Annotated in this window: 18 protein-coding genes; 15 read left to right on the top strand and 3 right to left on the bottom strand. The window is 71.6% G+C overall.

Annotated elements, in window-relative coordinates:
- Positions 1–97: 97 nt before the first annotated feature.
- The 6 genes from ACWD26_RS06875 to ACWD26_RS06850 all read left to right on the top strand — a co-directional run bounded on the left by ACWD26_RS06875 (position 98) and on the right by ACWD26_RS06850 (position 5,160).
- Positions 98–700: an RNA polymerase sigma factor gene (locus ACWD26_RS06875; RefSeq protein ID WP_451266993.1), complete on the top strand. Its 603-nt coding sequence runs from the start codon at positions 98–100 to the stop codon at positions 698–700.
- 1 nt (position 701) lies between these two features.
- A complete protein-coding gene (locus tag ACWD26_RS06870; RefSeq protein ID WP_451266991.1) occupies positions 702–1,703 on the top strand; it encodes a CU044_5270 family protein in 1,002 nt (333 codons plus the stop codon).
- Between the two features lie 181 nt (positions 1,704–1,884).
- A complete protein-coding gene (gene dapD / locus ACWD26_RS06865) occupies positions 1,885–2,874 on the top strand; it encodes a 2,3,4,5-tetrahydropyridine-2,6-dicarboxylate N-succinyltransferase (RefSeq protein ID WP_451266989.1) in 990 nt (329 codons plus the stop codon).
- 104 nt (positions 2,875–2,978) lie between these two features.
- Positions 2,979–3,203 (top strand): hypothetical protein, encoded by a 225-nt coding sequence (locus ACWD26_RS06860; RefSeq protein ID WP_451266987.1) that lies wholly within the window; start codon positions 2,979–2,981, stop codon positions 3,201–3,203.
- Between the two features lie 167 nt (positions 3,204–3,370).
- Entirely contained in the window at positions 3,371–3,928 is a 558-nt protein-coding gene (locus ACWD26_RS06855) for a SigE family RNA polymerase sigma factor (RefSeq protein WP_451266985.1), read from the top strand.
- Positions 3,925–5,160, top strand: coding sequence for a WD40 repeat domain-containing protein (locus tag ACWD26_RS06850; RefSeq protein WP_451266984.1), 1,236 nt, complete (start codon positions 3,925–3,927; stop codon positions 5,158–5,160). The genes ACWD26_RS06855 and ACWD26_RS06850 overlap by 4 nt, the downstream gene beginning before the upstream one ends.
- A gap of 17 nt (positions 5,161–5,177) precedes the next feature.
- On the opposite strand, the gene dapA is transcribed toward ACWD26_RS06850, so the two are convergent.
- Positions 5,178–6,077: a 4-hydroxy-tetrahydrodipicolinate synthase gene (gene dapA, locus ACWD26_RS06845; protein ID WP_451266982.1), complete on the bottom strand. Its 900-nt coding sequence runs from the start codon at positions 6,075–6,077 to the stop codon at positions 5,178–5,180.
- Between the two features lie 385 nt (positions 6,078–6,462).
- Between dapA and ACWD26_RS06840 the strand changes: the two genes are divergently transcribed.
- The 3 genes from ACWD26_RS06840 to ACWD26_RS06830 are packed head-to-tail and all read left to right on the top strand — an operon-like array spanning position 6,463 to position 8,385.
- Positions 6,463–6,924 (top strand): phage holin family protein, encoded by a 462-nt coding sequence (locus ACWD26_RS06840; protein ID WP_451266980.1) that lies wholly within the window; start codon positions 6,463–6,465, stop codon positions 6,922–6,924.
- Entirely contained in the window at positions 6,921–7,184 is a 264-nt protein-coding gene (locus ACWD26_RS06835; RefSeq protein WP_451266978.1) for a DUF3618 domain-containing protein, read from the top strand. The genes ACWD26_RS06840 and ACWD26_RS06835 overlap by 4 nt, the downstream gene beginning before the upstream one ends.
- Before the next feature lie 25 nt (positions 7,185–7,209).
- Positions 7,210–8,385 carry an amidinotransferase gene (locus ACWD26_RS06830; protein WP_451266976.1) on the top strand — a complete coding sequence of 392 codons (1,176 nt, stop codon included), beginning with the start codon at positions 7,210–7,212 and terminating at the stop codon, positions 8,383–8,385.
- 112 nt (positions 8,386–8,497) lie between these two features.
- Here the strand turns inward: ACWD26_RS06830 and ACWD26_RS06825 are convergent, their stop codons facing one another.
- On the bottom strand, positions 8,498–9,592 hold the full coding sequence (locus ACWD26_RS06825; protein WP_451266974.1) for a YihY/virulence factor BrkB family protein: 1,095 nt from the start codon (positions 9,590–9,592) through the stop codon (positions 8,498–8,500).
- A gap of 115 nt (positions 9,593–9,707) precedes the next feature.
- On the opposite strand from ACWD26_RS06825, the gene ACWD26_RS06820 reads away from it, so the two are divergent.
- The 3 genes from ACWD26_RS06820 to ACWD26_RS06810 all read left to right on the top strand — a co-directional run bounded on the left by ACWD26_RS06820 (position 9,708) and on the right by ACWD26_RS06810 (position 11,876).
- Positions 9,708–10,415, top strand: coding sequence for an antibiotic biosynthesis monooxygenase (locus ACWD26_RS06820; RefSeq protein WP_451266972.1), 708 nt, complete (start codon positions 9,708–9,710; stop codon positions 10,413–10,415).
- A 71-nt stretch (positions 10,416–10,486) separates the two neighbouring features.
- A complete protein-coding gene (locus tag ACWD26_RS06815; RefSeq protein ID WP_451266970.1) occupies positions 10,487–11,116 on the top strand; it encodes an ArsR/SmtB family transcription factor in 630 nt (209 codons plus the stop codon).
- A gap of 16 nt (positions 11,117–11,132) precedes the next feature.
- The gene (locus tag ACWD26_RS06810) at positions 11,133–11,876 is read left to right on the top strand and encodes an SRPBCC family protein (RefSeq protein ID WP_451266968.1); all 744 of its coding nucleotides are present in this window, start codon (positions 11,133–11,135) and stop codon (positions 11,874–11,876) included.
- 16 nt (positions 11,877–11,892) lie between these two features.
- Here ACWD26_RS06810 and ACWD26_RS06805 read toward each other — a convergent pair whose 3' ends face one another.
- Positions 11,893–13,716: an endonuclease/exonuclease/phosphatase family protein gene (locus ACWD26_RS06805; RefSeq protein WP_451266966.1), complete on the bottom strand. Its 1,824-nt coding sequence runs from the start codon at positions 13,714–13,716 to the stop codon at positions 11,893–11,895.
- 485 nt (positions 13,717–14,201) lie between these two features.
- Between ACWD26_RS06805 and ACWD26_RS06800 the strand changes: the two genes are divergently transcribed.
- From ACWD26_RS06800 to ACWD26_RS06790, 3 genes are all read left to right on the top strand, one after another.
- A complete protein-coding gene (locus ACWD26_RS06800; protein ID WP_451266964.1) occupies positions 14,202–15,668 on the top strand; it encodes a hypothetical protein in 1,467 nt (488 codons plus the stop codon).
- Between the two features lie 344 nt (positions 15,669–16,012).
- A complete protein-coding gene (locus tag ACWD26_RS06795; RefSeq protein ID WP_451266962.1) occupies positions 16,013–17,491 on the top strand; it encodes an alkaline phosphatase PhoX in 1,479 nt (492 codons plus the stop codon).
- A 467-nt stretch (positions 17,492–17,958) separates the two neighbouring features.
- Positions 17,959–19,542 carry a TROVE domain-containing protein gene (locus ACWD26_RS06790; protein WP_451266960.1) on the top strand — a complete coding sequence of 528 codons (1,584 nt, stop codon included), beginning with the start codon at positions 17,959–17,961 and terminating at the stop codon, positions 19,540–19,542.
- Positions 19,543–19,602: the final 60 nt, after the last annotated feature.

Raw genomic sequence — 19,602 nt, 5'->3', positions numbered from 1 at the left:
CGAAGCGTGAACCTTCCTGGGGCCATCGGACAACAAGGGGTGACAGGAACACGGCGAGGAACGGGGGAGCGTCGGTGACGAGCGGGGGGAGAACCCGGTGAGCGGACCACCGCCACAGGCACGCACGGAGGACGACGCCGAGATCGTCGCCCGGTCGCTGGAACAACCGGAGCTGTTCGCACGGCTCTACGACCGCTACGCCCCGGACATCCACCGGTACGTCGCCCGGCGGCTCGGCGACTCCATGGCCGACGACATCACGGCCGACACCTTCCTCACGGCGTTCCGCATCCGCGCCCGCTACGACCTCGCCCATCCCAACGCCCGCCCCTGGCTGTACGGCATCGCCGGCAACCTCGTCGGCAAGCACCGCCGTACGGAGGTCCGGGCGCTCAAGGCGCTGGCCCGCACCGGACACGACCCGGTCGCCGCGTCCTGGAGCCAGACCTGGGTGGAGCGGACCGACAGCCGGGTGGCGGCGCAGGGACCGCTCGCCGGGGCGCTGGCGGCGCTGCCGGCCGGGGACCGGCACGTTCTGCTGCTCGTCGCCTGGGCCGACCTCAGCTACCAGGAGGTCGCCCAGGCCCTCGACATCCCCGTGGGAACCGTCCGCTCGCGGCTCAACCGCGCGCGGCGCAAGGTGCGTACGGCGCTCGGGGCCGATCCGGCGTTCGTGGCCGACGCGGCGGAGGTGGTCTGACATGGACGAGATGACCGAGGTACGGGGGCTGCGCGCCGGGGCGCCGGCCCCCGACCGTGCCCGTCTGGCCCCCGGCCGCGCCCGGCTGCTGGACGCGGCCCGGGCCGGCGGGCGGCGGCGCCGGGTGTGGGAGCGCCCCAGGTTCGTGATCGTGGGCGTCGCGGCGGCCGTGACCGCGGTGGCGGTGACCGCCTCGCTGCTGGTGGGCCGGGACGGCGACGCCCGCGAGCTGGCGACCACGGCGGCGCTGACCGAGGCTGACCTGAAGGGGATGAGCGCGGCGGAGCTGCTGGAACGGGCGGCAAGGGCGCTGGAGCGGGAGGCGCCGGTCGTGGAGCCGGGGGCGAAGCAGTGGATCTACACCAAGGAGGCGCTGGAAGGCTTCATCGCTCTGCAGAACCAGATGTCGGACGAGCCACCCTCCGGCGAGCGCTGGATCCGGTACGACGGCGGGGCGATGGCCTTCGAGGACGCCTCCCTCGACAAGCGGAAGCCCGAACTCTTCGTCACCGAAACGGACATGGAGAACGAGGCGGAGAACGGCACCGAGGAGGACGACGGACGCTCCCCGCGCGAGATGTACCGCCTTCTCGCCTCCCTGCCCGGCGACGCGCAAGGCGCGCTCCAGCTCCTCCGGAAGGAGAACGCGGTCGCCGACGACAAGGGCAGGGAGCAGTCGCACAACGACTACAAGGAGATCTCCGCCCTGCTCGGCGCCGACATCAAGCCGCCCGAGGGACTGGCGAGCCTGTACCGCGCGCTCGCGACGCTGCCCCACCTCGACGTGGTCGACCACATGGTCGAGGACGCGGCCGGGCGCCGGGCCGTCGGCCTGCGCTACAGCGGCAACGACACCGGGGACGAACGTGTCGAGCGCGAGTGGCTCATCGATCCGGAGACGTACGAGGTGCTCGGCCACCGGATGCTCGAGGACGGGAAGATGGCCACGGGCGAGGCGTTCGCCGTCGTCGCGATCGTGGACAAACCGGGGGAACGGGGCTGACACCCCGATGTGGTCCAGCGGCCCGCTCCACGGGGGTGGGCGGGCCGCTCCACGGGGTCGGCGGGTCGTTCCACGGGGGTGGGCGGGCCGCTCGGCACCGTATGTCCGCAAAGTGCCCGGCCCCTGAGACGCCCCCGCCACGGGTTGGCCCGTACCGCCTCCGGACGGTTAGGTTGCCCTCATGACCGACACGACTGCTCCTCGCACCACCGGCGCCGTGGCCGCCGGCCTCGCCACGATCGCCGCCGACGGCACCGTTCTCGACACCTGGTTCCCCGCGCCCGAGCTCACCGCCGAGCCGGGCCCCTCCGGCACCGAGCGGCTGACGGCCGAGCAGGCCGCGGAGCTGCTCGGCGGCGGCGCGACCGCCGCGATCGGTCAGGACACGCGCCGGGGCGTCGAGGTCGTCGCGGTCCGTACGGTCATCTCCTCGCTCGACGAGAAGCCGATCGACACGCACGACGCCTACCTGCGCCTCCACCTGCTCTCCCACCGCTTGGTCAAGCCGCACGGCCAGAGCCTGGACGGCATCTTCGGCCTCCTCGCCAACGTCGCCTGGACCTCGCTCGGCCCGGTCGCCGTGGACGACCTGGAGAAGGTCCGCCTCAACGCCCGCGCCGAGGGCCTGCACCTCCAGGTCACCTCCGTCGACAAGTTCCCGCGTATGACGGACTACGTGGCCCCCAAGGGCGTCCGGATCGCCGACGCCGACCGCGTCCGGCTCGGCGCGCACCTCGCCGAGGGCACCACGGTCATGCACGAGGGCTTCGTCAACTTCAACGCGGGCACCCTCGGCACGTCGATGGTCGAGGGCCGTATCTCCGCCGGTGTCGTCGTCGGCGACGGCTCGGACATCGGCGGCGGCGCCTCCACCATGGGCACGCTCTCCGGCGGCGGCAACGTCATCATCTCCATCGGCGAGCGCTGCCTGATCGGCGCCGAGGCGGGCGTCGGCATCGCCCTCGGCGACGAGTGCGTCGTCGAGGCCGGCCTCTACGTCACCGCCGGCACCCGGGTCACCATGCCCGACGGCCAGGTCGTCAAGGCCCGCGAACTCTCCGGCGCCTCGAACATCCTCTTCCGCCGCAACTCGGTCACCGGCACGGTCGAGGCCCGCCCGAACAACGCGGTCTGGGGCGGCCTGAACGAGATCCTGCACAGCCACAACTGACCCCGTAAGGGTTGCTCGGCGTGACCTTCTCGCGGTGCAGGCAGATGAACTGGTGGACACAGTGTCCGATCAGTGGCCGAACCGACGAAATGAGGGGCTGAGGGATGAGGAACGACCGGGCGAGGACCGCGGCGCGAGTGGTCACGGGGGTGCTGGCCACGGCGGTGGTGTGCTGGCTGCCGAGCGGGGCGGCGCACGCCGACGAGACCAACAAGGCCTCGCACAACGGTCCCCGGATCGGGCTCATCAACGTCGGGCAGGTCGACGACCCGATGGAGGACGTGCTGGAGCACACCCTGCTGTTCGGTGACGGGTACCGCTGGGGCTGATCCAGGGCGGTTCGACGACTCGGGGCCCGTACGCGCACGCGCGCGTACGGGCCCCGAACGCGTTCCCGGGATTTTTCTCCGCGTGATGGCATAGCCGCGTGCGGGTCCGCGCGTCACAAGGAACACAGGGGCGGGACACGGGGCCCGCCGGGGAAGAGAAGGTGACGATGGATGCCGCAGGGCAGGAGAGTTTCCGGGAGTTCGTGGCCGGGCGGTCGTCGGCGCTGCTGAAGACGGCCGTACTGCTGAGCGGCGGGGACCGGCACGCCGCCGAGGACCTGCTGCAGAACGCGCTGATCAAGGCGGCCGGCCGGTGGCAGCGGATCGACGAGCCGGAGGCGTACGTACGCCAGATCCTCTACCGGCAGCAGGTCAGCCGCTGGCGGCTGAAATGGCGGCGCCGGGAGCTGACCGTCGCCGAACCCCCGGAGAGCGGCGGTGCCGTGGACGGGGCGGCCGCGGTGGAGCTGCGGCTGGTGATGCGCGGGGCGCTGGCCCGGCTGACCGCCCGGCAGCGGACCATGCTCGTGCTCCGCTACTTCGAGGACCTCCCCGAGGGCGAGGTGGCCCGGATGCTCGGGTGCTCCGTCGGGACCGTCCGGTCCACGACCCACCGCTCGCTCGCCCGGCTGCGCGAGCTCGCGCCCGAGCTGGCCGCGCTCGGTCCCGCCGCGGCCGAGCAGCAGCCGTCCCGTGACTTCTCGCCCGTGGAGGTGCGTCCGTGAACGTCGATGAACTGGTGCGCGACGCCCTGCGGGAGCAGGCCACCGAACAACCGCCCCTGTCGCCGGGCTTCGCCGAGCGGGTGCTGACGGCCCGGCGCCGCCGTCGGACCCGTACCTTCGTGGCCGTCGCCGCGGCCACCGCCGCCCTGGTCGCCATCGCGGTGGCCGTGCCGTCGCTGGACTCCGGCAGGCACGAGACCCGGCTCGCGACCGAGAAGAACCACAGCGACATCATCGCCCACCCCGACCAGTCGCCGCCGCGCGACCTGATCGCGGCCGGGGACGTGGCGCTGGCCGCGTACTACACCTGGGACACCGTGATCACCAAGAAGAAGGACACGGCCGTCCGGCAGCGTTCCTACTGGGTCCTCGACCAGAAGACCGGCAAGTACGTCGCGGACTCCCGCTGGTCCATGGTCGCGGTCGCTCCCGGCATGCGGACCGCCGCCGTTCTGGAGAAGGATCTGCCTGCCGAGCGCATCGGACTCCTCGACCTGCTCACCGGCGAGGTCGAGCACTGGATCCCGGTGGACCGGGGCGTGGCGAGCGTGGAGTTCTCGTCCGACGGCGACAAGCTCGTCGCCACCACCTACAGCAAGAACCCCGACGTGCTGACCAAGGCGGCCAACGACGTCGACGGCGACGGCAAGAAGAACGACTTCATGCCGGAGTGGTCCAAGTCGTACCGGACCGGCTTCTACATCGTCGACGTCGACTCCGACAGGAGCCAGTGGAGCGCGGTCCCACCGGAGAAGGAGGACGACCACACGTTCTTCGCCAACTCCCGTCGTGACTTCTCCTTCAGCGGCGACGGCGAACTGGTCCGCTCCGGGCTGAGCACAGAACCGTACGACCAGTACTACGACCTGAAGGGCGACAAGGTCGACAAGCCGGCCGCCGAGAAGTACCTGACCTGGTCGGTACAGGCGCGGCTCTCTCCGAACGGCAAGCTCGCGGCCGGCGATTTCGCGGGCGGCGCCAAGACCACCGCCTCCGAGATCCTCGACCCCCGCACCGGCAAGCGGCTCCACAAGATCCCCGGACAGCAGCTGCTCGCCTGGGCCGACAATGAGCGGCTCGTCGCCTGGGACATCAAGGCCGGCGACAACGAGTTCCACAACCGCCTGGTGCTCGTCACCATCGGCAGCGACAGGACGGTCCCGCTCAGCGGCGCCCGCAAGGGCAACGACGGTGCCCCCGGGCGCTGGAACCCGGTCTTCGCCACCCGCTGACCGGCCGGCACCGGACCTCAGGCGGCGACCAGCCGCTCGTACGCCGCCAGCAGCCCGTCGGTCACCTCCTGACCGGCGGGCCGCAGCGGTGCCCGGACCGGGCCGCCGGGCAGCCCCAGCCGTCCCAGCAGGGCCTTCGCCGTGACGGTGCCGGGCAGGCCGGAGCCCATCATCAGCTCGGTGAGCCGGACGGTCGCCCGCTGCCGCCGGGCCGCCTCGGCGGTCTCACCGGCGTCGAAGGCGTCGATGACCGCCCGGAAGGGCCGGGGCGCCACGTTCGCGACCGTACCGATGTAGCCCGCGCCGCCGATCGCGTACAGCGCCAGGACGTACTCGTCGCAGCCCGTGTAGTACGCCAGCCCCGTCTCCGCCAGCACCTTCTGGGTGCCGAGGAGGTCGTACGCGCAGTCCTTCACGGCCACGATCCGGGGGTGGCCCGCGAGCCGGATCATGGTCTCCGGTTCGATGCGGGTGCCGGTGCGGCCGGGGATGTCGTACAGGGCGACGGGCAGTCCCGAGGCGTCGGCGAGCTCGCGGAAGTGGGCCTCGACCGCGTCCTGCGGGGGCCTGCTGTAGTACGGCGTCACCGCCAACAGGCCGTCCGCGCCCGCCTTCTCGGCCGCCAGCGCCAGCTCCACCGTGTGCCGGGTGTCGGCGGTGCCCACCCCCGCCACGATCGAGGCCCGGTCCCCGACCGCCGCGCGCACCGCGCGGATCAGCTCCGCCTTCTCCGTGTCCGTAGTCGTCGGTGACTCGCCCGTCGTCCCGGACAGCACCAGCCCGTCGCACCCCTCGGCCACCAGCCGGTCGGCGAGCAGCTGGGCCCCGTCGAGATCGAGTGCGCCGGACGGGGTGAAGGGCGTGATCATCGCGCAGAGGGCGCGGCCGAAGGGGGCGGGGCGGTGAGTGAGGGCCATGGGGGTAGTCTCGGCGGCCGTCATTGTGAAGCTCCACTTAATTCTTCTAAGAGGTATGTGGGAGCTTCCCTAAGAGGACGAGGATCGGGGGCGAGGGCCTACGGGCGCGGCCATCGGGCGCCCGTTCGTTGGTGCGACTGCGGCTTCCGCTACGCCCGTCAGCGGGTGCGGACCGCCACGGAGGGTGCCACGGCGGCCGGGTACGCCCGCTGATCCGGGGGTACCCGAGCTGGTGGCCGAGGCGGCGCTGCCCCAGGCGCGGCTGGACTGGTTCCAGAGCAGGCCGGCCAGGCTCGACGAGCGCGGGCCCGGGGCGCCGCCGCAGGGGTAGCGCGGGCCTGGCAGGGTACCCGGGGCGTCCCGATATGTGAGGAGGCGGGACACCGTGACCGGTACCACCGAGACCAGGCCCACACGATTCGCGCGCTCTGCGCGATCCGTGCGATCGGGGCCCGGCGAACACGACCACCACTCCGTGGGCGAGCTGGTCGGGCAGGCCACCGAACAGCTCTCCCTGCTCGTACGACAGGAAATGGCCCTCGCCAAGGAAGAGCTGGCGGAGAAGGGGCGGCGCGCGGGGCGCGGGGGCGGGCTCCTCGGCGCGGCCGGCGCCGTTGCCTATGTGGGGTTCATGACCCTCGCCGCCGCAGGGGTGGGGGCGCTGTCCCTGGTGCTGGACGTGTGGGCGGCCGCGCTCATCGTCATGGGCGTGCTGTTCGTGATCGCCGGCGTGCTGGCCGCGGTCGGCCGTGCGCAACTGCGCCGGGCGACCCCTCCGAGGCCGGAGCTGGCGCTCGACAGCGTCAAGGCGGACATGGACGAGATCAAGGGAAGGGCGCGGCGATGACGCACACATCCGGTACGTCCGATTCCTCCAGCAGGACCAACGGTTCGGTGGGCGCCAAGGGGCCCGACGAACTCCGGCGGCAGATCGAGGTGACCCGGGCGCAGCTCGGCGACACGGTCGAGGAACTGGCCGCCAAGGCCGATGTGAAGGCACGGGTGCACACCGCGTGGGACCGGGTCCCCCGGGAAGCGGTGGTCGTGGGTGGCGCGGGGGTGGCGGTCGTGGCCGCCGGGGTCCTCGTGTGGCGGCACTACCACTAGCCGGGCCTGAGGAGACGCATCGCTCATGGTGAGTCATGTGAGGTCGGAGCCCCCGGCCGCTGACGCCGCGCCCGCGCGTGCCGACGCCCCGGTCCCGACCGTCACCGCCCCGGAACCCCTTGCCTCGTCGCCGGTCTGCTCGCACAACGAGTGGGACCCGCTGGAGGAGATCGTCGTCGGCCGCCTCGACGGCGCGACGATCCCCTCCAGCCATCCGGTCGTGACCTGCAACGTCCCCCCGTGGGCGGCGCGACTGCAGGGTCTCGCGGCGGGCTTCAGGTATCCCCGCGTGATGATCGAGCGGGCGCGGGAGGAGCTCGACGAGTTCGTCGCCCTGCTGCGGTCGCTCGGCGTCACGGTCCGGCGCCCGGACCCGGTCGACCACCGGCGACGCTTCGGCACCCCCGACTGGTCCTCTCGCGGTTTCTGCAACACCTGCCCGCGCGACAGCATGCTCGTGATCGGCGACGAGATCATCGAGACACCGATGGCCTGGCCCTGCCGGTACTTCGAGACCCACTCCTATCGCGGGCTCCTCAAGGACTACTTCCGGCGCGGCGCCCGCTGGACGGCGGCACCCAAGCCCCAGCTCACGGACGAGCTGTTCGACGCGGACTTCCGGGTCCCGGAGCCGGGCGAGCCCATGCGCTACATCCTCACCGAGTTCGAGCCGGTGTTCGACGCGGCGGACTTCGTACGCGCGGGCCGCGACCTGTTCGTCACCCGGAGCAATGTCACCAACCGCATGGGCATCGACTGGCTGCGCCGCCATCTCGGACCGGGCTACCGCATCCATGAGATCGAGAGCCGCTGCCGTACGCCGATGCACATCGACACCACGTTCGTGCTGCTCGCCCCCGGCAAGGTGCTCGTCAACCCCGAGCACATCGATGTCGACCGGCTGCCCGCCGTCCTGGACTCGTGGGACGTCCTGATCGCCCCCGAGCCCGAGCCGATCGACGAGCGACTGCTCCGGATCACCTCGATGTGCGGCAAGTGGCTCAGCATGAACGTGCTCATGATCGACGAGAAGCGGGTCATCGCGGAGCGCCACCACACCGGCATGCTGCGTGCCCTGGAGAAGTGGGGGTTCGAGCCGATCCCGTGCGACCTGCTGCACTACGCGCCGTTCGGCGGCTCGTTCCACTGCGCGACCCTCGACATCCGCCGCCGGGGCCCCCTGCGGTCGTACGTCGACTGAGCGCGCGCTGCGGTCGTACGTCGATTGAGCGCGCGCTGCGGTCGTACGTCGACTGAGCGCGTGTCCGTGCGTGCGTCAAGCCGGCTGACCGCGCGTCCGTGCGAGATGCGCGTCAGCCGGCCTGGCCCATGTCCCCCGACGTGCGCCTGCGGGCCTCGCGCAGTGCCCGCAGCCGGGGCGGCCAGGTGCGGGTGTCGCGGGGTTCGACGTAGGGCTCGTCGGTGGGGGAGCGGCCCTCGGTGATGGCGCGTTCCCGGGAGAGTTCCGCGTCGAATTCCAGGCCGAGCAGGATCGCCAGGTTGGTGAGCCAGAGCCAGACGAGGAAGACGACGGCGCCGGCGAGGGTGCCGTAGGTCTTGTTGTACGAGCCGAAGTTGGCGGCGTAGACGGCGAAGCCCGCGGACGCGGCGAGCCAGATGAGGGTGGCGAGGACACCGCCCGGGCTGACCCAACGGAAGCCCCGGCCGCGGACGTTGGGGGCGGCCCAGTAGAGCAGCGCGATCATCACGGTCACCAGCACCAGCAGGACCGGCCACTTGGCGATGTCCCACAGCGCGATGGCCGCGTCGCCGAGCCCGATCGTCGTGCCGGCGCGCTCGGCCAGCGGACCGGTGAACACCACGATCATCGCGCTCGCCGCCAGCATCAGCATCAACACCAGCGTCAGGGCGATCCGCAGGGGCGTCAGCATCCACACCGGGCGGCCCTCCGGCAGGTCGTACACCGCGTTGGACGTACGGATGAACGCGGCCACGTAGCCCGACGCCGACCACACCGCCGCCAGCAGGCCGACGATCGCCAGCACCCCGCCCGTACCGCCGCTGTCGCCCAGCTGGACGACCGCGTCCCGCAGGATGTCCCGCGCGGGGCCGGGCGCCAGGTCGCCGATGTTGTCCAGGAGCCGGTCGGTCACTCGCTGTCCGACGACCCCGAGCATCGACACCAGCACCAGCAGCGCGGGGAACAGCGAGAGGACGCCGTAGTACGTCAACGCGGCCGCTCGGTCCGACAGTTCGTCGTCCTGGAACTCCTTGACCGTGCGCTTCACCACCGCCCACCACGAACGCCTCGGCAGCCCGGTGGGGCCGTCCGCCCCGGTCCGCTTCCCGCTCCCCGCCCCGGTCCGCTTCCCGCTCCCCGCCCCGGTCCCCGCCTCGGTTTCCGATCCCGTCCCCACCCGCTCGGCCTCGGGCCGCTTCTCGTCCATGACCGGGCGGGTCTCCCGAATCCGGGCCCCGAATCGCGCACTTGACCTGAATCTTGGTTGAGGTTGAAAGGTGGTCGGTGCAAGGGCACCGAGCACCGAATCCTGGGAGAGCGTCATGACCCGTCGTACGGACAGCCACCCCGTCCTCGACCGCCCCGAAGTCGGGGCGCCCTTCTTCAGCACCTGGCAGGTGGGCACGCCCGAACGGCAGCGACGGACCGTCGAGGCCATCGCCGACACCTGGGAGCGTCGACCCTGGCCCACGGAAGGGCTGTTGGGGTACTACGTCTACACGGCGGAGGACGGCTCCGGCCTGCTGCACTACTCGCAGTGGGCCGACGAGCTGGCGTACGAAGCCTTCGTCCGGACGCGTCGGCAGGAGCGCAACGACGCCATCGACACCGCCGTGCCGGGGATCGAACGGGTGGCGCTCGGCCGCTACCGGCACTACCGCGGCCTCAGGCGAGAAGACCGGGCGGCCCGGGTGCCGGGGTGCGTCGTGATCGTCGACGTCGAGTTCGACGGGCCCGACCCGGCGCGGCAGCGGGCCTGGGTGGACGCCGTCGAGGAGGCGCTGGCCACCGAGCCGACCCCGCGCCCCGGCGGTATCTCCGCCCACTTCCACCTCAGCACCGACGGCACCCGCGTCCTCAACTACGCCGAGTGGGAGAGCGCCCGGCACCACATCGACGCCCTCACCGCGCCCGGGGACGGCGTCGGCTCGCCCTCGGCGCTCTGGCAGCGCGTGCAGACCTGGCCCGGGCTGACGAGGAACGGCTCGGTCACCCGCTACGAGTACGCGCTCGGCCTCGTCCCGCACTGACCCGCTGCCGCGCGCTCACCGAAAACTAAAACCGTCTGGACAAAAAAAGTATTCGGTGAGAGAGTGAAGCCATGTTGGACGTCACCGTGATCGAGGACCCGGAGGCCGCGGCGGTCTCGCTGGACCCCGTACGGGCCCGGCTGCTGGCCGAGCTGGCGGCGGGACCCGCGTCGGCCACCATGCTGGCCGGAAAGGTCGGGCTGCCGCGGCAGAAGGTGAACTACCACCTCAAGGCCCTGGAGAAGCACGGCCTGGTCGAGCTGGCGGGGGAGCGCCGCAAGGGCAATGTCACCGAGCGGCTGATGCGGGCGACCGCCGCGTCGTACGTGATCTCGCCGCTCGCGCTCGCCGCCGTGCAGCCGGACCCGGACCGCTTCCGGGACCAGCTCTCCGCGCGCTGGCTGCTCGCGCTCGGTGCTCGGCTGGTCCGGGACGTCGGGACGCTGATCACGGGGGCGGCCAAGGCCCGCAAACGGCTCGCGACCTACGCGCTCGACGGCGAGGTCACCTTCGCCTCGGCCGCCGACCGGGCCGCGTTCGTCCAGGAGCTGACCGCCGGGGTGAGCGCGCTCATCCGCAAGTACGACGCCCCCGACGCCGACGGCGGCCGAGGCCACCGGATCGTCGTCGCCCTACACCCGACGGTCAGGCCCACGGCCGGACCCACGCTCGAGAACCCCGCCCCCGCACTGGATCAGTAGTACTCAGGAGCCCACCATGTCCAAGGAATTCGAGATCGCCCGAGAGTTCGAGGTCGACGCCACGCCCGAGCAGGTGTGGGAGGCCGTCACCGCCGGGACCGGCGGGTGGCTGTGGCCGATGGAGGCACCCGAGCCGCGGGTCGGCGGCAAGGGGCCGTTCGGCTCCGAGGTCGTCGCGTGGAATCCGCCGCACCGCTACACCAACCGCGTCGAGGACGTCGAGGGCATCTCCGAACAGACCCTCAACCAGCTGGACTACACGATCGAACCGCGCGACGAGGGCCGCCGGGCCTGGGTGCGGTACGTGCACAGCGGGATCTTCGTCGACGACTGGGACAACCAGTACGACGGCGCCGCCAAGCACACCGAGTTCTATCTGCACACCCTGCGCCAGTACCTGACGCGCTTCGCGGGCCGGCGGATCACCGCGTTCGCCACCTTCGACGGGCCCGAGACGTCCGGGACCCCCGACGCGCTCATCACCGTCGCACGGGCCCTCGGCCTCACGGACGACACCGCCGAAGGAGCGCGCGTCCAGGCCAAGGGCCCCGACGGACAGCTCCTCGACGCCGTGGTCGACTACCGCAACCCGTACTTCATCGGCCTGCGCACCGACGACGCCCTCATCCGCTTCTTCGGCCGCAACCACTGGGGCTACCGCGTCGGCATGAGCGTCCACGACTTCGCGCCGGGCGCCGACGCCAAGGCGGACGAGACCGCCTGGCAGGGCTGGCTGAACGGCGTGTTCAGCCAGCCCTGAGAACCACCGCCGACGGTTACGGCCTGAACCGCAGCACCTGCGGGTCGTGGTCGCTGATCTGGTCGTTGAACTCCGAGTTGACGTGCACGCTGTCGTACGTGAACTCGCAGGAGCGCCGGATCGAGGGGCTGATCAGGATCTGGTCGAGGACCTGGGCGTTGCCCTGGAAGACGTACGAGTAACGCTCGCTCTTCGGCAGCGACTTGAACGCCGACCACAGGGCGCCGTCGTCCTCCAGCAGCTCGGCGGTGCGGGAGAACTCGAAGTCGTTGATGTCGCCGAGGGCGATGACGTCCGCGTTCCTCTCCTTCGCCAGGATCTCCTTGACGAAGGCGTTCACGGCGGTCGCCTGGAGGTGGCGCTGGGTCTCCGAGCCACGCGCCGGCGGCTGGAACTCCGAGTGCAGCGCCTGGTCACCGCCCTTGGACGCGAAGTGGTTCGCGATCACGAAGACGGACTTGCCGCGGAAGGAGAACTCGCCGACGAGCGGCTTGCGGCTGTTCGTCCAGGCGGCGTTCGCCGGGTCGATCCGGCCGGGGGAGACCGTCAACCGCGCCTTGCCGTACGCCTTGGTCACCCCGACGGCGGTCGTGGCGTCGCCGCCCGCGCGGTCGGTGAAGGAGACCCGCTCGGGGTTGAACAGGAAGACCTGGCGGATGTTGCCGCCGGGCTCCCCGCCGTCCGCGAGGTTCACCGGGTCGATGGACCGCCACTCGTACGCCGGGCCACCGGCCGCCGCGATCGCGTCGACCAGCTTCTTCACCGTCTGGTCGGCGGCGACCGTACCGTCGTTGGTGGCGCCGTTGTTGTCCTGGATCTCCTCCAGGGCCACGATGTCGGGCGACCGCAGGTTGTGCGTGATCGCGGCCGCGTGGTCCGCGAAGGAGGCGTCCGAGGGGTCCAGGTTCTCGACGTTGTACGTCGCCACCGCGAGCTCGCCGCGCGCCTGCTTACGGGTCGTCTCGCGCTCCAGGCCACCCTGCTCCAGGGTGCCGAGCTGGTTGGCGACGAGCGTGTAGCCGCCGAACTGGTTGTAGTCCAGCGGGCCGGCCGTGGTGCCCTTCAGCACATCACCGACGTTCGCCTTCGGGAAGTCGGCGACCGCGCCCAGCGACTGGATCTGCAGCCGACCGGTGTTCTGCGAGGTGTAGGAGCCGTACACCGTGCCGCCGCGGCGGCTGGCGTTCTCCCGGGGCTTCACCGTGACCCACAGCTCGGTGAACGGGTCGGTGGCGCCCACCACGCGGGTGTCGGCGACCTGGACGTTCATGCCCTCCAGCGACTCGTAGCGGTCCAGGGCGTAGGTGGCCGGGGCGAGCGTGAGCCCGTCGATGGAGCCGCCGGCGGCGGGGTCGCCGGCCGGGGCGTACCTGCCGGGCACGGACCCCGCGTCGACGACGGTCGCGGCCGGGACGGTGTTGCCCGTGGAGACCACCGTGATCGTCGGGCGGGTGATCTGCGTCACGGACTGGTTTCCGGACGAAGTGCCGCCCGGCACGAACTCGGAGACCGTGCCCGAGACCGTCACCGCGTCGCCCACCGAGACCGTCGGCCGGGAGCTGGTGAAGACGAAGACGCCCTCGCTCGTGGCCGGGTCGGCGTCCGCCCGGGTGTCCTGGATCCAGAAGCCGCGCGAACCGTAGGTGCGTACGCCCGTGACGATTCCCTCGACCCCGGTCACCTGCTGTCCGGCGAGCGGGGACGTCCGGGTGGTGCCCTGGATGTCGTGGATGCGTATGGACTCCGCCTCGGCGGGCGAGGTCAGGACCATGGTGGAGACCGTGGAGCAGATGGCGGCGACGGTCAGCGCGCCGATGCGCGCGGTTCTCTTGCTCGACAAGGAGATCCCTCCGGGGACGTACGTGTGCGCCGGGACGAGGGTGGACGGGGGGTGGCATGCGACCGGTGGGGCGGTGCGACGCGCGTAGACCTCCGACGGACTCCGACGGTCGCGCCTGTGGGCGGCCCCGGGATCACCCCAGGGCTACCCGTGAGTTTCTACGCGCGTCAATCTCGTGCCTGGTCAGGCCAGTTGTCAAGGTTTCAGCCACCCCCAACTCCTGACAGGTACATGAACCGGGCGGCATGGGTGGAAATCCGTCTAGGCTGAGCGGCTGCGTACTCGTACGGGTGCCGGGCGTGATCGGACCCCGTGATTGGCTCGTACTCGTAGGAGTAGGCGTACGCGCACTCGTACCTGTGCTCGTACGTGTTTCCGCACGCGCGGGCCGGCCGCGTACGCATACCGATACGCATACCGATACGCACACCGAACAGCATCGCCCGCCACCGTCGTCACCGCTCGTTCCGAGGAGATCCCCGCCGATGTCAGACAGCTCGCCACTGCCGCCGGTGCGGCTTCTCCCCGTAGCGGAGCTGGCGCGCGAGGCGCTCGCCACACCGCTGCTCTCGCGCGCCGCACGGCTCGCCCGCTGGGCCGGACCGGACACGCGTGTGGGCACCGGGGGCGAACTCGTCGACGAGCAACTGCCCGCGGCCGCCGAGGCGCTCGGGCTCACCGGCGAAGGCCACGACGGTGACGACGCGGCGGCCTCGGCCAGCGAGGCCTGGCGGGTCGCCGTGGACACCGGCCTCGTCGAGATCGTGGACGAGGAGGAGGGAACGGTCGCCGCCGGTGAGGAGCTGGCGCTCCTCACCTCCGGCGGGCCGCAGGACGTGCTCGGCATCTGGCTCACGGCCCTGGAGACCGCCCTCGCCGACGCGAGCGTGCCCGACCTCGACGGGCTCGTCGACGCCATGGACTCCGGCGGCGAGATCGACTTCTCCGAGCTGGACTGGGACCCCGAGGCCGAGGCGGAGTTCCTCGACGGGGTGCTCGGCAACCTCTACCTCCTCACCGTCAGCGAGGAGGGCCCCGGCGACGGACCGGTGCCGCTGCCCGCCCTCGCCGCGTCGATGATCGTCCCCGACGACATGGGCGAGCCCACCAACGACGTGCTGGAACAGGTGTCGGACGCGATGATGCGGCTCGACGACCAGTTCCGCGTGCTGGAGCCGGTCGGGCTGGTCGAGTACCAGCCCGTCGACGAGGCGCTGATGACGGACGCGGAGGACGCCGTCGCCGCCGAGGGGCCGGGTTCGCCCGGCATCGACGACACCGATGTCACCCGCTACGGCATGGTCCGGCTCACCCCGCTCGGCCTCTACGGGCTGCGGGCACGGTTCCAGGAGGCGGGCGTGTCCGCGCCCGCGGTCGGGGACCTCGTCGACAAGGGCGCGGACGTGTTGCTGGACGGCACCGCCGGGTTCCCGCCGGCGGCGGCCCAGGCCGAGACCGAGCAGTGGCTCGCGCGCCGCGAGTCGCTGGACGCGGCGCGGGAGCTGCTCGCGGCCGCCCGTGGCTCCGACGCGGGCGCCCCGCTGCGGCGGCTGCGCTGCCAGCAGGCGCTGTCCCTCGTCGGCCCCGTGGCCGAGCCGGCCCTCCGGGAGGTCCTCGACGACCCCGAGCTGGGCGGACTCGCGCGGGTCTGGCTGACCGAGCGCGGCGCCCTGGACGTGCCCGCGCCGTCCGAGGCCATGGTCTTCTGGCTGACCATCGACACGGTCGCCGCGCAGCTGGCGGCCGAGGGGAACTCCGCTGAGCTGCGGGCGCTGGTGGAGGGGCTGGCCGCCCAGCACGGCGGGTTCTTCGCGGCGGCCTGGCGGGTGGACCATCCGGCCACGCCGGATGTGCTGGAGGCGATGGGGAGGATCCACCCCGACAAGAAGGTGGCGAAGGAGGCCCGCAAGGCGGCGTTCAAGGCGCGGTCGCACATGGGGCCGGGCGCGTAGCGCGTGGGGCGGGGCGCCTGATAACTCGGGGGTGCGGGTTCGTTGGCGGGTGCGGGTGGTGTGTGGTTGCTCGCGCAGTTCCCCGCGCCCCTCAAAAAGCAGGGGCTGCACCCCGTGCTTTTTGCTTTTAGGGGCGCGGGGAACTGCGCGAGAAGCCCCACTCACCCGCACCCGCCAACGAACCCGCACCCCCGAGCTCTCCTGCGCAAGGGGGCGGCGGTTCACCGAAGCCACGTGGCTCGCTTCTCCCGGCGTTCAACCCGCGTTCAGCCACGGACGGGACAGTTCGGGCGCACCACACGGGTCCGTCCCCCACGGTCATCCCACCGCACGCAGGAGACAGCATGTCGCTCACCCGCAGGGACTTCGCCAGACGATCCGCGGTCACCGGAGCCGGTGTCGCGCTGGCCGGCAGCGTAGGGGCACTCGCCACCGCACCGAACGCCCTCGCGTCGACGGACGCGGACCTCGAGACCGACGACGACACCGCGACCGGCGACGGCACCGAGCGCGGGGCGGACCGCCACGACCGTGTCGGCTACGGGCCCCTCGTCCCCGACCCCGACGGCATCCTCGCGCTGCCCGCCGGATTCAAGTACCGGATCATCACCTACAGCGGCAGGACCAAGCTGGAGTCGGGCGAGTACACGCCCTCCAACCACGACGGCACGGCCACCTTCGCCGGCCCGCGCGGTGCCACGCTCCTCGTCAACAACCACGAGCTCAAGGGCCCCCGCGCCAACTGGAAGTACCCGGTGCCGCTCACCGAGGGCCTCGTCTACGACCCGGCCGCGTCCGGCGGCTGCACGGTCGTCGAGGTCCGCCGCGACGGCCAGGTCGCCGAGTGGGTCGGCATCGCCGGCACCTCCACCAACTGCGCGGGCGGCAGCACCCCGTGGGGCACCTGGCTGACCTGCGAGGAGAACTCCGACAAGGCCGGCGTCAACGGCATGACCAAGGACCACGGCTACGTCTTCGAGGTCGACCCCATCGACCGGCGCGCCAACCGCGACCCCAAGCCGCTGAAGTTCTTCGGCCGCTACGACCACGAGGCCGTCGTCATCGACCCCAAGCGCGGCCACGCCTACCTCACCGAGGACGCCGCGAACCCCAACGGCCTCTTCTTCCGCTGGACCCCGCCGAAGGGCTTCGAGTACGGCCCCCGCAAGTTCCGTGAACTCGCCGACGACGCCGGCGTCCTCCAGGCGCCCAGGTGCTTCGACTCCGGCGGCAAGTTCGTCGACGACCTCTCCCGCGCCACGAGGATCGGCACGGTCTACGGCGTCGACTGGGTCGACGTCCCCGACCGCGACGCCAGGACCGTCGCCGTCCGCAAGCAGTTCGGCACCGACGAGATCACCCGCGCCCGCAAGCTGGAAGGCATGTGGTGGGGCGACGGCGGCGCGTACATCGTCTCCTCGTACGCCCGCGCGGAGAGCCCCGGCGCCGCGCACGACGGCCAGGTCTGGTTCTACGACCCCAAGCGCCGCACCCTGACCCTGAAGGTCCTGCTCGGCGTCAACCCCGACCCGTCCGCCGACGGCGCCTTCGACGGCCCCGACAACATCACCGTCTCCCCGTACGGCGGCATCATCCTCGCCGAGGACGGCGAAGGCGTCTCGCACCTCTTCGGCGCCACCGACAGCGGCCGTACGTACCCCATCGCCCGCAACGAACTCAACGTCGGCACCGAAGAGGAGCCGGAATACAGCGAGTTCTGCGGAGTCACCTTCTCGCCCGACGGGAAGACCCTCTACGCCAACATCCAGACCCCGGGCATCCTGCTCGCCATCACCGGTCCCTGGAAGCGGCAGAAGCGGTAATTAATTCGTTCGCCCGCCCGCGGTACGCCTCCTAGAGTGATGCACGTCCAGGTGCGAAGGCAGGACCTACTTCCACTGATAATGGGGCGGCCGCGGGTTCGAGTCCCGCCACCGGTACCAACATGCCGGTGTAGCTCAGGGGTTAGAGCACCTACGTCGGTTCCGCCGGCTTCGATCTCTGGACACCTGGAACTTCACGCACCTCCCGGTGCGATTCGATCTCGGGAGGCGCGGCAGATGGTGGGTGCCCGGTGCGCAGGCAGCGGATACTTCGGGGACTGGTGGGGAAAACTCCTCGTGCGGGTTCGAATCCCGTCATCGACTTCGGGTCGGTGTGGCGGAACGGCAGACGCGCCAGTGATAAGCAACCGCCGCCGAATTCGACCTCGGTCACCTTCCATGTGCCGCGCCTCCCCCTGAACAAGCATTCCACGCACGAAGTGCTGAAGAATTCGGGGGAATTCACCATGGCGCGATTCAACACCAAGGCCGCCAAGGCGCGGCCCACCTCGCGGGTCACCGCGACGGGGCGTGTGCTCCGTACGTACGAGGGCGGCCGAGGACGTGAGCGGGACGAGCGTTCCGAGCTGTTCCTGCTGTCGATCGCCAACTTCGTCGCGCAGAAGGCGTTCTACGAGAGCGCCGAGGACCGGGACGACCGGTTCGCCGAGCTCGTGCGCCGGCTCGCCGTCAGCGACCCGGCGTGGACGGCCGGCCTGCTCGGCTGGCTGCGCGGCGAGGGCAATCTCCGTACGGCCTCGATCGTGGGCGCCGCCGAGTACGTGAAGGCACGGCTCGACGCGGGCGTCACCGACGGGCCCACCAACCGCCAGGTCGTCGACTCGGTGCTGCGGCGCCCGGACGAGCCCGGCGAGCTGCTCGCCTACTGGACCTCGCGCTACGGCCGCAACATCCCCAAGCCCGTGAAGCGGGGCGTCGCCGACGCCGTACGCCGGCTCTACAGCGCCAAGTCGCTGCTGAAGTACGACACGGCGTCCAAGGGCTACCGCTTCGGCGACATCCTCAACCTGGTGCACGCGGCACCGGACCCGGACAAGCCGTGGCAGGGCGACCTGTTCCAGTACGCCCTCGACCGGCGCCACAACCCGGACACGGCGGTCGTGCCCAGGTCGCTGCCCGTGCTCGCGGCCCACCGCGACCTGATGGAGCTGCGGCCCGCGAAGCGACGCCGGGTCGTCACCGGTGCGGGCGGCGCCCAGCGCCTCGCGGACGCGGGTATCACCTGGGAGGCGCTGGCCGGCTGGCTGCAGGGGCCGATGGACAAGGCGGCCTGGGAGGCCGTCATTCCGTCCATGGGCACCATGGCCCTCGTCCGCAACCTGCGGAACTTCGACGAGGCGGGCGTCTGCGACGAGGTCGCGGCGCGGGTGGCGGCGAGGATCAGTGACCCGGCGGAGGTCGCGCGGTCGCGGCAGTTCCCGTTCCGCTACCTCTCGGCGTACCGGCACGCGCCGTCGCTGCGGTGGTCGTACCCGCTGGAGCAGGCGCTCGGGCACTCGCTGGCCAACGTGCCCGCGCTGCCCGGCCGGACCCTGGTCCTGGTCGACCGCTCGGGCTCGATGTTCTACTCGCGGCTGACCGACCGCTCCTCCCTCACCTACGCCGACGCGGCGGCGATCTTCGGCACGGCGCTCGCGCTGCGGGCGGCGGACGCGGACCTCGTCGAGTTCGGGAGCACGAGCAGGGCGGTGAAGTTCAGGGCGGGGGAGTCGGTGCTGAAGATCATCGGCCGGTTCGGCGACCTGGGCGGCACCGACACCACCGAGGCCGTCCGCCGGCACTACCGGAAGCACGACCGGGTGCTGATCGTCACCGACGAGCAGGCCACCTACAGCCACTACGGCGACCCGACCGCGCAGGTCCCGGCCGATGTGCCGGTCTACACCTGGAACCTCGCCGGGTACCGGGCGGGCCACGGCCCCTCCGGCAAGGCGAACCGCCACACCTTCGGCGGCCTCTCGGACGCGGCCTTCCGGATGGTTCCGCTGCTGGAGGCGGCACGGGACGCCGACTGGCCGTGGACCGGCTGAAGCGTGGCCGTCCGCCGTCGGCCTGCGGCTGATGGACGGGGGTGAGTGTGGCCCGTATCC

This window comes from Streptomyces sp. NPDC002787 (assembly GCF_053592095.1).
This window is presented reverse-complemented; position numbering and strand designations above follow the sequence as displayed.